General features: G+C 61.8%; 14 protein-coding genes. 5 read left to right on the top strand and 9 right to left on the bottom strand.

Going from position 1 to position 13,390, the window contains the following annotated elements:
• The first annotated feature begins 70 nt into the window (after nt 1–70).
• Complete coding sequence (gene finR / locus JOY50_RS23820; protein WP_016485245.1) at nt 71–997, top strand: LysR family transcriptional regulator FinR; 927 nt, start codon at nt 71–73, stop codon at nt 995–997.
• Here finR and JOY50_RS23815 read toward each other — a convergent pair.
• The 3 genes from JOY50_RS23815 to JOY50_RS23805 form a co-directional block, all read right to left on the bottom strand.
• Entirely contained in the window at nt 994–1,359 is a 366-nt protein-coding gene (locus tag JOY50_RS23815) for a diacylglycerol kinase (protein ID WP_010952700.1), read from the bottom strand. The genes finR and JOY50_RS23815 overlap by 4 nt on opposite strands.
• Before the next feature lie 73 nt (nt 1,360–1,432).
• Nucleotides 1,433–2,083, bottom strand: a complete 651-nt coding sequence (erdR, locus tag JOY50_RS23810; protein ID WP_003252375.1) for a response regulator transcription factor ErdR — start codon at nt 2,081–2,083, stop codon at nt 1,433–1,435.
• 179 nt (nt 2,084–2,262) lie between these two features.
• Nucleotides 2,263–2,973: a tRNA-uridine aminocarboxypropyltransferase gene (locus tag JOY50_RS23805; RefSeq protein ID WP_019473852.1), complete on the bottom strand. Its 711-nt coding sequence runs from the start codon at nt 2,971–2,973 to the stop codon at nt 2,263–2,265.
• A 218-nt stretch (nt 2,974–3,191) separates the two neighbouring features.
• Here JOY50_RS23805 and JOY50_RS23800 point away from each other — a divergent pair, with 218 nt between their 5' ends.
• On the top strand, nt 3,192–3,614 hold the full coding sequence (locus JOY50_RS23800; RefSeq protein WP_019473853.1) for a quorum-sensing-regulated virulence factor family protein: 423 nt from the start codon (nt 3,192–3,194) through the stop codon (nt 3,612–3,614).
• A 14-nt stretch (nt 3,615–3,628) separates the two neighbouring features.
• Here JOY50_RS23800 and JOY50_RS23795 read toward each other — a convergent pair whose 3' ends face one another.
• Nucleotides 3,629–3,838 carry a hypothetical protein gene (locus JOY50_RS23795; RefSeq protein ID WP_132846900.1) on the bottom strand — a complete coding sequence of 70 codons (210 nt, stop codon included), beginning with the start codon at nt 3,836–3,838 and terminating at the stop codon, nt 3,629–3,631.
• Nucleotides 3,839–3,997: 159 nt separating this feature from the next.
• Here JOY50_RS23795 and JOY50_RS23790 point away from each other — a divergent pair, with 159 nt between their 5' ends.
• The gene (locus JOY50_RS23790; RefSeq protein ID WP_019473855.1) at nt 3,998–5,116 is read left to right on the top strand and encodes an LOG family protein; all 1,119 of its coding nucleotides are present in this window, start codon (nt 3,998–4,000) and stop codon (nt 5,114–5,116) included.
• 135 nt (nt 5,117–5,251) lie between these two features.
• Here JOY50_RS23790 and recX read toward each other — a convergent pair whose 3' ends face one another.
• The 4 genes from recX to JOY50_RS23770 form a co-directional block, all read right to left on the bottom strand.
• Entirely contained in the window at nt 5,252–5,722 is a 471-nt protein-coding gene (recX, locus tag JOY50_RS23785; protein ID WP_019472217.1) for a recombination regulator RecX, read from the bottom strand.
• Nucleotides 5,723–5,742: 20 nt separating this feature from the next.
• Nucleotides 5,743–6,810, bottom strand: a complete 1,068-nt coding sequence (gene recA, locus JOY50_RS23780; RefSeq protein ID WP_019472216.1) for a recombinase RecA — start codon at nt 6,808–6,810, stop codon at nt 5,743–5,745.
• A 103-nt stretch (nt 6,811–6,913) separates the two neighbouring features.
• Complete coding sequence (locus JOY50_RS23775) at nt 6,914–7,396, bottom strand: CinA family protein (RefSeq protein ID WP_132846898.1); 483 nt, start codon at nt 7,394–7,396, stop codon at nt 6,914–6,916.
• A 54-nt stretch (nt 7,397–7,450) separates the two neighbouring features.
• On the bottom strand, nt 7,451–8,518 hold the full coding sequence (locus tag JOY50_RS23770) for a hypothetical protein (RefSeq protein WP_132846897.1): 1,068 nt from the start codon (nt 8,516–8,518) through the stop codon (nt 7,451–7,453).
• Nucleotides 8,519–8,705: 187 nt separating this feature from the next.
• Here JOY50_RS23770 and mutS point away from each other — a divergent pair, with 187 nt between their 5' ends.
• Both mutS and fdxA read left to right on the top strand, forming a co-directional pair.
• Complete coding sequence (gene mutS, locus JOY50_RS23765) at nt 8,706–11,279, top strand: DNA mismatch repair protein MutS (RefSeq protein ID WP_132846896.1); 2,574 nt, start codon at nt 8,706–8,708, stop codon at nt 11,277–11,279.
• Nucleotides 11,280–11,419: 140 nt separating this feature from the next.
• Complete coding sequence (gene fdxA, locus JOY50_RS23760) at nt 11,420–11,743, top strand: ferredoxin FdxA (RefSeq protein WP_012270863.1); 324 nt, start codon at nt 11,420–11,422, stop codon at nt 11,741–11,743.
• Between the two features lie 601 nt (nt 11,744–12,344).
• Here fdxA and rpoS read toward each other — a convergent pair.
• Complete coding sequence (gene rpoS / locus JOY50_RS23755; RefSeq protein ID WP_003252351.1) at nt 12,345–13,352, bottom strand: RNA polymerase sigma factor RpoS; 1,008 nt, start codon at nt 13,350–13,352, stop codon at nt 12,345–12,347.
• Nucleotides 13,353–13,390 lie beyond the last annotated feature (38 nt).

Here is a 13,390-nt window from a genome sequence, read left to right as displayed (position 1 = left end):
CGATAGTTTAGGGGCAGCGACAATATCTGTTAACTGGATTATCAAGATATGTGTTATCGGTTATATCGATATGCGATTCACACTCCGTCAACTGCAAGTCTTCGTCGCCGTCGCACAGCACCAAAGCGTCTCCCGGGCCGCTAGCCTGCTGGCGTTGTCGCAGTCGGCCGCCAGCACTTCCATCACCGAACTGGAGCGCCAATCGAGCTGCCAGTTGTTCGACCGTGCCGGCAAGCGCCTGGCCCTCAACGCCCTGGGCCATCAACTGCTGCCACAGGCGGTGGCCCTGCTCGACCAGGCCAAGGAAATCGAAGACCTGCTCAATGGCAAGTCCGGCTTCGGATCGCTGGCGGTCGGCGCCACGCTGACCATCGGCAACTACCTGGCCACCCTGCTGATCGGCAGCTTCATGCAGACCCACCCGGAAAGCCAGGTCAAGCTGCATGTGCAGAACACTGTGCATATCGTGCAACAGGTCGCGCACTACGAAATTGATCTGGGTCTAATCGAAGGTGACTGCAATCACCCCGACCTGGAAGTGCAGCCGTGGGTCGAGGATGAACTGGTGGTGTTCTGCGCGCCGCAGCATCCGCTGGCCAAGTTGGGCCGTGCCGATATCGAAAGCCTGTCGCAAGAGGCGTGGATTTTACGCGAGCAAGGCTCCGGCACCCGCCTCACCTTCGACCAGGCCATGCGCCATCACCGCGCCAACCTCAACATCCGCCTGGAGCTGGAACACACCGAAGCGATCAAGCGCGCGGTGGAATCGGGCCTGGGCATTGGCTGTATTTCGCGCCTGGCGCTGCGTGACGCCTTCCGCCGGGGCAGCCTGGTACCGGTGGAAACGCCGGAACTGGACCTGATGCGCCAGTTCTACTTCATCTGGCACAAACAGAAGTACCAGACCTCGGCGATGCGCGAATTTCTGGAACTGTGCCGCAACTTCACTGCGGGCTATACCCGCAGTGACGAAATCGTGCTGCCGCCAATCGCTTAAAGCAGGATAACGCCCCACACCAGCGCCACCATAGTCAGTGCCACCAGTTGCGCGGCGCTGCCCATGTCCTTGGCGTTTTTCGACAGCGGGTGGCGCTCCAGCGAGATGCGGTCGATGGCCGCCTCCACCGCCGAGTTGAACAGCTCGACGATCAGCCCCAACAAGCACACCGCGATCATGATCGCCCGCTCCGCACGGCTGACCGGCAGCCAGAAGGCGATCGGGATCAGCAGCACGTTGAGCAGCACCAGCTGGCGGAATGCGGCCTCACCCTTGAAGGCGGCGCGCAGGCCGTCCAGCGAGTAACCGGCGGCGTTGAAGATGCGTTTAAGGCCGGTCTGGCCCTTGAATGGCGATGTCATGTGGGTCACTTAACAACAGAAAGGCCAGCAGACTAGACCGGCACGGGTCAAAAAAGCGTGAAGCCACGCGCAGTCAGTTGCTGGCAACCGATTCAAGTTGTTGCAGCAGCAGCGCGGCCTGGGTACGGGTACGCACGCCCAGCTTGCGGAAGATCGCAGTCACGTGCGCCTTGATGGTGGCCTCGGAGACACTCAGCTCATACGCAATCTGCTTGTTCAGCAAGCCCTCGCAGACCATCGTCAGCACGCGGAACTGCTGCGGCGTGAGGCTGGCCAGGCCTTCACTGGCGGCCTTGGCTTCGGCCGAGACATCGACCTTTTCGAACGCCTGCGGCGGCCACCAGACCTCGCCATCGAGCACCTTGCGCACGGCGTCCTGGATCACTTCCAGGGTGCTGGACTTGGGAATGAAGCCACTGGCGCCAAACTCACGGGACTTGACCACCACGGCGGCCTCTTCCTGCGCCGATACCATCACCACGGGGATCTGCGGGTATTGCCCGCGCAGCAGCACCAGCCCGGAAAAACCATAAGCACCCGGCATGTTCAAGTCCAGCAGCACCAGGTCCCAGTCGGCTTTTTCGCTCAGGCGGGTTTCCAGTTCGGCAATGCTTGCGACTTCGACCAGGCGCACATCCGGGCCCAGGCCAAGGGTAACGGCCTGGCGCAGGGCGCCACGGAACAGCGGGTGGTCATCGGCAATCAGGATTTCGTAAGTGGCCATCGATCAAAGGATCCTGTTCTATGCCAGGCGCTCGGGGGGATTGAGAAGCGCCCGGCGGGGAATCGGCGCCAAGGATGCCGAGCACGGTCAAGGGTGGTCAAGCCATTGCCCTGCCGTCTCGCCCACCCTGGCTGCCAGCCCTGTCATTATGAACCAAAGCAGGGGTTGTGCCCCTTGGACTATAGGAAGGTATGCAAACGCTGGTGGGTGTCGTCCTGATCATCCAGCGGCAGACGCCGCTTGCCGCTCAGATAGTGCAGGCTGAATACATCCAGGTAGGCATCCAGCGCCTGTGAGGCCTGGCTGTCGCCGGCCAGGTCCAGGCACATGGCTGCGACCTCTGCCGTGCAGAAGTGGTCGTCGCGCTTGGAGCGCCGCAGGCGGTAGCGCGACATCTGCTCGGCCTGCAGGCTCAACACAGGGAAGCGGTCAAGGTACGGGCTTTTGCGGAACATCTTGCGGGCTTCGGTCCAGGTGGCATCCAGCAGGATGAACAGCGGGCGCTTGCCCGGCTCACGCGCCACCTCGCTGACCACCCGCTGCTCGGCCACGAATTCACCGGGGAAGACGATATAGGGCTGCCAGTGCGGGTCGTCCAGCAGGGCCAGCAAGCGCTCGTCGACCGAAGTGCGCAGCCAGCCGAAGGCCCAGGTGTCCTGGATCAGGTCGGCAATCAGCCAGCCGGTGTTGGTCGGCTTCAACGGCTCGGTGTCATGCATCAGCAGACACACGCCCGACTCGGCCTGCACCCGAGGCTTCCAGGCACACAGGCAATGGGTGGCGATGACCCGGCAATCCGGGCAGCGCTCGGCACGCGAGCCACGGGCGATGAAAGGTTTGTTGCTGCGGGCCAGGCGTTCGGCGCGCAGGCGCGCTACCGCGTGGCTCATGCCGGCAGGCCTCTGGACAGGTACGAAATGGGCACAAGGATGACTCGGAAAACACAAGGCGGCCAGTTTAGCAGAACAGAGGGCATTTACTGTGCAGCTGGCAAGGCGCCCCTTATAATCGACACCTACCGTGCCCTAAGCTCGCGCCTGCGCGACTTTAACGGAACGCCGTCGACCTGCGCATGTCAAAGCGCCAGTCATCGAACCAGGAGAGATTCATGCTGCGCCTTATCGTCCCCGCCCTGAGCCTGCTACTCGCTCTGCCCCTGGCAGCCCAGGCAGCCTCCAAGCAGGATTACGACCTGAACACGACATTGCAAAAGGTCGCAAGAGAAAGCAGCGTCGGTACCCCACGCGCCATCAACGAGGACATCCTCGACCAAGGCTACACGGTGGAAGGCAAGGCGCTGGTCAACCACCTGAGCGTACGCCCGAGCCACGCCGAGCGTATGCAGGCCAATCCCGAGCAGGTACGCAGCCAGCTGGGCGACAGCGTCTGTCGCAACAGCGGTTTCCGCAACCTGATGTCCAAGGGCGCGGTCATGGTCTACCGCTTCACGGTGTACAAGACCAACCAGCCAATCATGGACCAGGCCTTCGACAGTGCCAGCTGCGTGGCCGGCAACAAGAAAAAGAAGTGACAGCGGCTTTCTAGCTACGCTTTCTCCTCCTCGCGGGCGCGCCAGTGCCCTTCGGCGGCATCGGCGCGCATCTCGGCCAACAACGCCTGCAGGTAGCGCGACTGGCACTCTAACCCCGCCAACCTGCGGCAGCACTCATCCTCAAGGCTCAAGTGATGCACTTGAGCCGCACTCTCCAGCTGCTGATAGAGCTGCCGGTCCACCTCGATGGTCAAGCGATGCATACCGCCACCTCCTGCATCGATACGTTTCGCTTTCCAGTTAACCAAACCCCTGCTTGCAGTGGCCACATACCGACGGGCGGCTGCGCGAAACAGCCCGGCACGATTCGGTGCGAGGGTCTAGATTGAGGTCAGAGGTATTGGTGCAGAAGGAGACGTTGCATGCCTTACCAAGCGAATGAGCTGCTATTCAGCCACTTCCGTGACAACAATATTGACCTGAGCAACATCGACGCACAACTGCAACTGGTGGCCCCCAACAGCCCCAACCTGCCGCTGTACCGCGACATGATGCTGACCGTCCTGCGCATGGCCCATGACGACAGTGACCGCTGGAGCGCCAAGATCACCCTGCAGGCCCTACGCGAACTGGACCAGGCGTTCCGCACGCTGCAGCGCTACAAGGGCCGGCGCAAGGTGACTGTGTTCGGCTCGGCGCGTACCCCGCTGGAGCACCCGATGTACGCCCTGGCCCGCGAGTTGGGCGCCACCCTGGCGCGCTCCGACCTGATGGTCATCACCGGTGCCGGCGGCGGCATCATGGCTGCCGCCCACGAAGGCGCTGGCAGCGACCACAGCCTGGGCTTCAACATCACCCTGCCCTTCGAGCAACACGCCAACCCGACCGTGGACGGCACCGACAAGCTGTTGCCCTTCCATTTCTTCTTTATCCGCAAGCTGTTCTTCGTCAAAGAGGCGGATGGCCTGGTGCTGTGCCCGGGCGGTTTCGGCACCCTGGATGAAGCGCTGGAAGTGCTGACACTGATCCAGACCGGCAAGAGCCCATTGGTACCGGTGGTGCTCCTGGACTCGCCCGGCGGCAGTTTCTGGCGTGACTGCCTGGACTTCATCAGCCGCCAACTGGAAGAAAACCGCTATATCCTGCCCAGCGACCTGAAGTTGGTGCGCCTGGTGCACAGTGCCGACGAGGCGGTAGAGGAAATCAACCAGTTCTACAGCAACTACCACTCCAGCCGCTGGCTGAAAAACCAGTTCGTGATCCGCATGCACCACCCGCTCAGCGAAGCAGCGTTATTTGATATTCAGGAAGGCTTTGCCGACTTGCGCCTGAGTGGCAAATATCACCAGCAAGCGGATAGCAGTGCCGAACATGAAGTGGGCAACTTCAACCACTTGACCCGGCTGTCGTTCGCCTTCAATGGCCGCGACCAGGGCCGGCTGCGCGAGCTGGTGGATTTCATCAACTTGTCGGAGAACTGGGCCAAGCCTCAGCCAATGCATACCACGCAGCGGGCCAGGGAGGCGTTGAAGGTCAGTTAATAGGTGTCGCCTGTTTGGGGCCGCTCTGCGACCCTTTCGCGACACAAGGCCGCTCCTACAGACGATCGCGAATACCTGTAGGAGCGGCCTTGTGTCGCGAAAGGCCGCAGAGCGGCCCCAGCATTTCAGCAAGGGTCAGTAATCGTCGAGATCACGCCCGCTGAGCAGGCGGCCGATCATGTCCATGGGGAAACCCCGGTAAGCCAGAAACCGGGTTTGCTGGGCACGGCTGCGCGGATCCTGCGGGCGCTGCCCGGCAAATTTGCGCTGCCAGACGTCACGCATGCGCTCGCGCCAATCCACCTCGCTCTCGCGCAATGCCTGCTCGATATCAGCACGCGCCAGGCCACGCTGGCCCAGCTCCTCGCGAATACGCGAAGGGCCGTAGCCAGCGCTTGAACGGTACCTGATGAAGCTTTCAAGGTAGCGGGCTTCGCAAAGCAGCCCTTCTTCGGCGAGCCGGTCGAGTTCAGGCTCGATCAGCTCATCCGAAGCGCCGCGCTGGCGCAACTTGCGCGTCAGCTCGACGCGACCGTGCTCACGTCGCGCGAGCAGGTCCATGGCTGTCCGCCGAATGGCGACGGGGGTGTCGAGTACGGCGGACATGTTGGCTATCTACCGCGCAATCAATAACCGGCTTCGGCGTCGGCCACATCGTCGGCACTGGCATCAACGGCTGCAGCCTTGCTGGCTTCAGCGGCAGCACCGGCTTTCAGCAGCTTTTCACGGATCTGCTTCTCGATCTCGGCACCGATAGCCGGGTTCTCGGCCAGGTATTTGGCAGCGTTGGCTTTGCCTTGGCCGATCTTGTTACCTTGGTAGGCGTACCAGGCACCCGACTTCTCGACCAGGCCTTGGGACACACCCAGGTCAATGATCTCGCCGTTACGGTAAATACCTTTGCCGTAAAGAATCTGGAACTCGGCCTGACGGAACGGCGGTGAGACCTTGTTCTTGACGATCTTGACGCGGGTTTCGCTACCGACCACCTCGTCGCCTTCCTTGACCGCACCGGTACGGCGGATGTCCAGACGAACCGAGGCGTAGAACTTCAGGGCGTTACCACCGGTGGTGGTTTCCGGGCTGCCGAACATCACGCCGATCTTCATACGAATCTGGTTGATGAAGATGACCAGGCAGTTGGCGTTCTTGATGTTACCGGTGATCTTGCGAAGCGCCTGGGACATCAGACGAGCCTGCAGGCCCACGTGCATGTCACCCATTTCGCCTTCGATCTCGGCCTTGGGCACCAGCGCGGCCACGGAGTCGACGATGATCACGTCAACGGCGTTGGAGCGCACCAGCATGTCGGTGATTTCCAGGGCCTGCTCGCCGGTGTCCGGCTGCGAGACCAGCAGGTCGTCGACGTTGACGCCCAGCTTGCCAGCGTACTCAGGGTCGAGGGCGTGTTCGGCGTCGACGAAGGCGCAGGTGGCACCGTTTTTCTGGGCTTCGGCAATGACCGACAGCGTCAGTGTGGTCTTACCCGACGATTCCGGGCCATAGATCTCGACGATACGGCCTTTTGGCAGGCCGCCGATGCCCAGCGCAATATCCAGGCCCAGCGAGCCGGTGGAAATGGCAGGAATGCCTTGGCGCTCCTGATCACCCATGCGCATGACCGCGCCTTTGCCGAATTGGCGTTCGATCTGACCCAGGGCCGCAGCCAAGGCGCGCTTCTTGTTGTCGTCCATTGAAATCCTCACGTGTTCGACTTGGCCCTGATGGCCGGAATACCTGTATAAGTAGCCAGTATTATTCCACAGGCAGGCGCCCGCGCAAACCCCTGTCGTCGATTTACTCGGCACCAAGCTGTAACAAGCCGTCTAACGCGGCGATCACCGTCTGTCGGCGCACGGCTTCGCGGTCACCGTCGAACTGGCGCCGCTCACTGAACACCCGGTTGCCGTCGCCCCAGGCCAGCCACACGGTCCCTACCGGTTTGGCTGGCGAACCACCGTCCGGCCCGGCCACACCGCTTACCGCCACGGCAAAACGTGCGCCGCTGGCGGCCTGGGCCCCGCGGACCATGGCTTCGACCACTTCCTGGCTGACTGCGCCAACCTGGCCGAACAAGGCCTCGGGCACGCCCAGCAAGCGGGTTTTCTGGGTGTTGGAATAGGTCACATAGCCGACCTCGAACCAGGCCGAGCTGCCAGGTATACGGGTAATGGCTTCGGCAATGCCACCGCCGGTGCAGGATTCGGCGGTAGTCACCTGCGCATTGAAACGGCGCAGGTGTTCACCCAGGCGGGTGGCAAGCGTGGTGATCGGGTCCATGTCGGGCTCCTTGAATGCTGCCCTCTACCCTATCACCCTGGCGCAGCCCCTGGTTCAGGAAACCTTCATGCTGTCCCGGGCAATTTCACTGAACGCACGCTCGTCACGCCGCCCCAGGCGCGGCAGCCCTGCCGGCCATTCCTGGCTCCAGTCGATACCACCTTGCTTGCGCATGTCATCAATCGCCGAACGCCACCAGATCACCTTGCAGGCACGCTGGTAGTCGTCGCTGCTCATCACACTGCCGTACAGCAGCTTGCGGCCGATGCCGCGCAGCTCGCGCGGCACACGCTTGAGGCTCCACTTCACCGAAAGCCGCGCCAGCCACGAAGGTACAGGGCGATGTGCCGGCACCTTGAGGGCCAGCCTTGGCATCTGTGGATGGAAGCCTTCGCCGTGCCTGGCGAAGAAAATTTCCAGGATGGCATGCACGTACTGCTTCATCGCGAAGTAATGGCTGATCACGCCACGCGCTTCATTAAGCTGCGCCCCGTGCAACTCGAAGGAAAAGGCGATCTGTTCGATGGTGTGCAGGTCGTCGGTATAAGGTGTCCAGGCATCGATGCGCGGGATGGCGCGCTCGGCAATGCCGACATTGCAGCGGGTGAAACCCATGACACCGCTGTTGCACAGCCGCAAATCATCGGCCGGTGCATGCCCAGCCGCGGCGAGCCCTGCGCTGAAGCGAAGGTAGTCGCTGCTGCGCGAAGCCTCGGCCCAGCTCTTTTCCACTTCGTCGACCAGAAACTGCCCGGCATCGACCTGGCTGAACAGCTTCAGCGGCGATTGCAGGAATACCGTATCGGTGTCGATGAATACGGTTTTGTCCGCCCACTGCCCGGCCTGGGCAATGGCGCAGGCTTTGCGTCGGTGAGTGTAGCCGCCGTCACCGGTCCAGGCCTGCAGGGTCTGCTCGTCCAGGGTGATTACTTCCACCGGCCAGCCGACAAAGGCCTGTGGCTGGTCGGTAAGCACACGGATCACCGGCAGCTCTGCCGGCTTGCAGCGCGCCACGGCGGTGAGGATGCTGAGTTTGGCCTCCAGCTGATAGATCCGGCGCTCGCCGTACAGGAGGTAGATCAGCTGTTGCTTTACATGAGGGACAGGGCTGGACACATTCATCGTGCAGGTCACGGCTACAGGCGTTCGTCGAGGGGCGCGCATTCTAGAGGGTAACGCCGCGCAGCTCCACCATTGCCCGCCAGGCTGCGCGCACATGTCCTGAAGCCTGCGCCTGCATCGCAACAAAAAAGCCTGTACCATTGCGGGTTTACCATCGCCAACCAGATCACCCGCTGTAAGGCCCTGAATGTCAGATCTTTCCGCACACACCCCGATGATGCAGCAGTACTGGAAGCTGAAGAACCAGCACCCGGACCAGCTGATGTTCTACCGCATGGGCGACTTCTACGAAATCTTCTACGAAGATGCAAAGAAGGCCGCAAAACTGCTGGACATCACCCTGACCGCGCGCGGTCAGTCGGCCGGCCAGTCCATCCCCATGTGCGGGATTCCGTTCCATTCGCTGGAAGGCTACCTGGCCAAGCTGGTCAAGCTGGGCGAATCGGTGGTGATCTGCGAACAGATTGGCGACCCGGCCACCAGCAAGGGCCCGGTGGAGCGCCAGGTGGTGCGCATCATCACGCCTGGCACAGTAAGCGACGAGGCGCTGCTGGACGAGCGTCGCGACAACCTGATTGCCGCACTGCTCGGTGACGAACGCCTGTTCGGCCTGGCCGTGCTGGACATCACCAGCGGCAATTTCAGCGTGCAGGAAATCAAAGGCTGGGAGAACCTGCTGGCCGAGCTTGAGCGCCTGAACCCGGTCGAACTGCTGATCCCGGACGACTGGCCACGCGACCTGCCTGCCGAAAAACGCCCCGGTGCCCGCCGCCGTGCGCCATGGGACTTCGACCGCGATTCGGCACGCAAGGCCCTGTGCCAGCAGTTTGCGACCAAGGACCTCAAGGGCTTTGGCTGCGACAAGCTGACCCTGGCCATTGGTGCCGCCGGCTGCCTGCTGACCTACGCCAAGGAAACCCAGCGCACCGCCCTGCCGCACCTGCGCAGCCTGCGCCACGAGCGCCTGGACGACACGGTCATCCTCGATGGCGCCAGCCGTCGCAACCTGGAGCTGGACGTCAACCTGGCGGGCGGGCGTGACAACACCCTGCAATCGGTGGTCGACCGCTGCCAGACCGCCATGGCCAGCCGCCTGCTGAGTCGGTGGCTGAACCGTCCGTTGCGCGACCTCAAGGTATTGCAAGCACGCCAGGACTCGATCCGCTGCCTGCTCGACAGCTACCGTTTCGAGAAGCTGCAGCCGCAGCTGAAAGAAATTGGCGACATCGAGCGGATCCTCGCCCGAATCGGCCTGCGCAATGCCCGCCCACGCGACCTGGCGCGCCTGCGCGATGCATTGGGCGCCTTGCCTGAACTGCAAAACGCCATGACCGAGCTGGAGGCGCCGCATCTGGCGCGCCTGGCAGCCATCACCGGCACCTACCCGGAGCTGGCCAGCCTGCTGGAGCGGGCGATCATCGACAACCCGCCGGCGGTGATCCGCGACGGTGGCGTGCTCAAGACCGGCTATGACAACGAGCTGGACGAGCTGCTGGCGATCAGCGAAAACGCCGGCCAGTTCCTGATCGACCTGGAAGCCCGCGAAAAAGCCCGCACCGGCCTTGCCAACCTCAAGGTCGGCTACAACCGTGTACACGGCTACTTCATCGAGCTGCCCACCAAGCAGGCCGAGCAGGCACCGGGCGACTACATTCGCCGCCAGACCCTCAAGGGCGCCGAGCGCTTCATCACCCCCGAGCTGAAAGTGTTCGAGGACAAGGCGCTGTCGGCCAAGAGCCGCGCCCTGGCCCGCGAGAAGATGCTCTACGACGCCCTGCTGGAAACCCTGATCAGTCACCTGGCACCGCTGCAGGACAGCGCCGCTGCCCTGGCCGAACTGGACGTGCTCAGCAACCTGGCCGAACGTGCGCTGACCCTCGACTTGAACTGCCCGCGCTTCATCGACGAGCCGTGCCTGCGCATCGAGCAAGGCCGCCACCCGGTCGTGGAGCAGGTACTGACCACGCCGTTCGTGGCCAACGACCTGGGCCTGGACAACAGCACGCGCATGCTGATCATCACCGGCCCGAACATGGGCGGTAAATCTACCTACATGCGCCAGACCGCCCTGATCGTGCTGCTGGCGCACATTGGCAGCTTCGTGCCGGCGGCCAGCTGCGAGCTGTCGCTGGTCGACCGCATCTTCACCCGCATCGGCTCCAGCGACGACCTGGCCGGCGGGCGCTCGACCTTCATGGTCGAGATGAGCGAAACCGCCAACATCCTGCACAACGCCACCGACCGCAGCCTGGTGCTGATGGACGAAGTGGGCCGCGGCACCAGTACGTTCGACGGCCTGTCGCTGGCGTGGGCTGCCGCCGAGCGCCTGGCCCAGTTGCGCGCCTATACCCTGTTCGCCACCCACTACTTCGAGCTCACCGTGCTGCCGGAAAGCGAGCCGCTGGTGGCCAACGTGCACCTGAATGCCACCGAGCACAACGAGCGCATCGTGTTCCTGCACCATGTACTGCCTGGCCCTGCCAGCCAGAGCTACGGCCTGGCCGTGGCGCAACTGGCCGGCGTGCCGGGTGTGGTGATCCAGCGTGCTCGCGAACACCTGGCGCGCCTGGAAACCACCAGCCTGCCGCATGAGCAAGCCCCGACCGAAAAGGCCAGGGATGTGCCACAGGTGCCGCACCAGAGCGATCTGTTCGCCAGCCTGCCACACCCGGCCATCGAGAAGCTGGGCAAGCTGCAACTGGACGAAATGACCCCGCGCCAAGCTATCGAAATGCTATATCAACTAAAGAACCTGTTATAACGGCGCCCACTACAAGCTGGTAGAATCCGCCGCGGTTTGCTGGTGCTGCAGGTTATTAGCCTGGCCTGCAGCCACATACCTGTAAACCGCGCGGCCCTGAGAGGAAGGGCCGCCGCCGTCGCCTGAGGAGAGAACTAGAAATGACCTTCGTCGTCACCGACAACTGCATCAAATGCAAATACACCGACTGCGTGGAAGTCTGTCCGGTGGACTGCTTCTACGAAGGCCCGAACTTCCTGGTCATCCACCCGGACGAGTGCATTGACTGCGCACTGTGCGAGCCGGAATGCCCGGCGCAAGCCATCTTCTCGGAAGACGAAATCCCTGCCGGGATGGAAAACTTCATCGAGCTGAACGCCGAACTGGCGGAAGTCTGGCCAAACATCACCGAACGTAAGGATGCCCTGCCGGACGCTGAAGAGTGGGACGGCAAGACTGGCAAGATTGCAGACCTGGAGCGCTGATAGCGCCCGGATACGAAAAAGGCCCCTCGGGGCCTTTTTTGTTTTTTTGCGGACAAAAAAAGGGGCGGTTTGACCCGCCCACATTTTTTCCGTAGTCCCTGCTTGTCCCAAACATCATCCTGATGAAATCGCTTCTTGCGATGTCCTTGGCCTTCATCCTGAATGCCTGTGCATGTCCCTGTGCACAGTTCGAATACTAGCGGGTTGAGCCGGGCGGGCAAGCGCGAGACCTCACAAGGTATTACCAGGCACACATTTCCTCACAGCCGAATAAGCCATGCTTTTCAATGGGTTGTAAAAATACAGGGGCTGAAAACGACAATGATTTACTGAGACTTGCATAGATAGCTTACAAAACAAGTAAGAAAAGGCTTACACGCAATGTTACTGGGGTAGCGCAGTACACATTAGATATCTGTTTTACCGGGCAGATTTTGGGGCGCTGCTTTGCAGCCTATTCGCAGCACAAGGCTGCTCGCGTATCCCTGCAGGAGCAGCCTTGTGCTGCGAATAGGCTGCAAAGCAGCGCTCCCAACATTTTCAAATGACACACACAAAAACGCCCCGAGGTCATCGGGGCGTTTTGTGTGACAGGCCTTCGCTACTGGAACAAAGACTCGCTGGACAACCCATTCTTTTCAAGGATCTCGCGCAGACGCTTGAGCCCCTCCACCTGGATCTGCCGTACACGCTCCCGGGTCAGGCCGATCTCCAGGCCAACATCTTCCAGGGTGCTGCTTTCATGCCCACGCAGGCCAAAGCGACGCACCACCACTTCCCGCTGCTTGTCCGTCAGCTCGCCCAGCCACTGGTCGATGCTCTGCGACAGGTCGTCATCCTGCAGCAGTTCGCACGGGTCGGTGGGGCGGTCGTCTGTCAAGGTGTCGAGCAGGGTCTTGTCCGAATCCGGGCCAAGCGACACATCCACCGACGATACCCGCTCGTTCAGGCCCAGCATGCGCTTGACCTCGGCGACCGGCTTCTCCAGCAGGGTGGCGATTTCTTCGGGGGAGGGTTCGTGGTCGAGTTTCTGGGTCAGCTCGCGTGCGGCGCGCAGGTAGACGTTCAGTTCCTTGACCACGTGGATCGGCAGGCGGATGGTGCGGGTCTGGTTCATGATCGCCCGTTCGATGGTCTGGCGGATCCACCAGGTCGCATAGGTCGAAAAACGGAAACCACGCTCCGGGTCGAACTTCTCGACCGCACGGATCAGCCCCAAGTTGCCTTCCTCGATCAGGTCGAGCAGCGACAGGCCGCGGTTCACGTAACGACGGGCAATTTTTACAACCAGGCGCAGGTTGCTTTCGATCATGCGCTTGCGGCCAGCAGGATCGCCCTTCTGCGACAAGCGCGCAAAGTGCACTTCCTCTTCCGGCGAAAGCAGCGGCGAGAAGCCGATCTCGTTGAGATACAGCTGGGTGGCATCAAGCGCCCGACTGTAATCGATGTACTTGTGTTGCTTGAGCGAAGAGCCCGACTTGGCCCTCGTCCGAACCGAAGATACAGCAGGTTCGTCTGACACCACATCCGTTTCCAAAACGATACCCGTCTCCATCAGGAGGACGTCATCGTCGATGTCAAACTCCGGCACTTCTTTACTGAGAGCCATTGTTATAGTCCTTTGCTGAGTTCGAACTCAGACTCGAG

Origin of the sequence: Pseudomonas sp. BP01 (genome assembly GCF_022760795.1) — a bacterium.
In the GTDB taxonomy this organism is placed as follows: Bacteria; Pseudomonadota; Gammaproteobacteria; order Pseudomonadales; family Pseudomonadaceae; genus Aquipseudomonas; species Aquipseudomonas putida_Q.
The sequence above is the reverse complement of the archived record's forward strand: the minus strand, read 5'-3'. Positions and strand labels throughout refer to the sequence as shown.

Bases quoted from the DNA above. Each gene is read 5' to 3' on its own strand.
- mutS (WP_132846896.1), top strand. From the start codon at position 8,706: ATGTCAGATCTTTCCGCACACACCCCGATGATGCAGCAGTACTGGAAG.
- finR (WP_016485245.1), top strand. From the start codon at position 71: ATGCGATTCACACTCCGTCAACTGCAAGTCTTCGTCGCCGTCGCACAG.
- recX (WP_019472217.1), bottom strand. From the start codon at position 5,722: ATGTCCGCCGTACTCGACACCCCCGTCGCCATTCGGCGGACAGCCATG.
- JOY50_RS23795 (WP_132846900.1), bottom strand. From the start codon at position 3,838: ATGCATCGCTTGACCATCGAGGTGGACCGGCAGCTCTATCAGCAGCTG.
- JOY50_RS23800 (WP_019473853.1), top strand. From the start codon at position 3,192: ATGCTGCGCCTTATCGTCCCCGCCCTGAGCCTGCTACTCGCTCTGCCC.
- JOY50_RS23790 (WP_019473855.1), top strand. From the start codon at position 3,998: ATGCCTTACCAAGCGAATGAGCTGCTATTCAGCCACTTCCGTGACAAC.
- rpoS (WP_003252351.1), bottom strand. From the start codon at position 13,352: ATGGCTCTCAGTAAAGAAGTGCCGGAGTTTGACATCGACGATGACGTC.
- JOY50_RS23775 (WP_132846898.1), bottom strand. From the start codon at position 7,396: ATGGACCCGATCACCACGCTTGCCACCCGCCTGGGTGAACACCTGCGC.
- JOY50_RS23815 (WP_010952700.1), bottom strand. From the start codon at position 1,359: ATGACATCGCCATTCAAGGGCCAGACCGGCCTTAAACGCATCTTCAAC.
- fdxA (WP_012270863.1), top strand. From the start codon at position 11,420: ATGACCTTCGTCGTCACCGACAACTGCATCAAATGCAAATACACCGAC.
- JOY50_RS23805 (WP_019473852.1), bottom strand. From the start codon at position 2,973: ATGAGCCACGCGGTAGCGCGCCTGCGCGCCGAACGCCTGGCCCGCAGC.
- recA (WP_019472216.1), bottom strand. From the start codon at position 6,810: ATGGACGACAACAAGAAGCGCGCCTTGGCTGCGGCCCTGGGTCAGATC.
- erdR (WP_003252375.1), bottom strand. From the start codon at position 2,083: ATGGCCACTTACGAAATCCTGATTGCCGATGACCACCCGCTGTTCCGT.
- JOY50_RS23770 (WP_132846897.1), bottom strand. From the start codon at position 8,518: ATGAATGTGTCCAGCCCTGTCCCTCATGTAAAGCAACAGCTGATCTAC.